At 35.1% G+C, this 370-nt stretch carries 1 protein-coding gene; it reads left to right on the top strand.

Annotation, left to right across the window (positions count from 1 at the left end; all coding sequences use genetic code 11):
• The coding region (locus tag Q0838_RS14265) for a transposase (protein WP_366942065.1) at positions 1-320 on the top strand (320 nt) is incomplete at its 5' end.
• Positions 321-370: the final 50 nt, after the last annotated feature.

The following is a 370-nucleotide window of genomic DNA, read 5'->3' as shown; positions in this document are numbered from 1 at the left end:
TTGGATTAATGAATCATTTAGGAAAGTACTTAACTGCATCAGGAGTAAAGCCAATAGTTACCTATCAACATATCTTTGAGACTACCTACTTATACGGTAGTTACTCTCCTATAAACGCAGACTCCTTTGTCTGGGAGATAAATGGAGTAGACACTACACTATTCGAAGCTTACCTAAAAGAGTTCTCATTATATAAACCAAAAGAATTTAAAATTGTAGTCATAGATAACGCAGGCTTTCATTCTACAAAAAATATAGATATACCAGAAAACATATACCTATTGAGGATACCGCCATGTAACCCAGAACTCAATCCATAAACAAAAAAAACCCTTGTCTTTCAGACAAGGGTTTAAAGAAGGCGGCGACA

Source organism: uncultured Nonlabens sp. (assembly GCF_947495285.1).
GTDB lineage: Bacteria > Bacteroidota > Bacteroidia > Flavobacteriales > Flavobacteriaceae > Nonlabens.
This window is presented reverse-complemented; position numbering and strand designations above follow the sequence as displayed.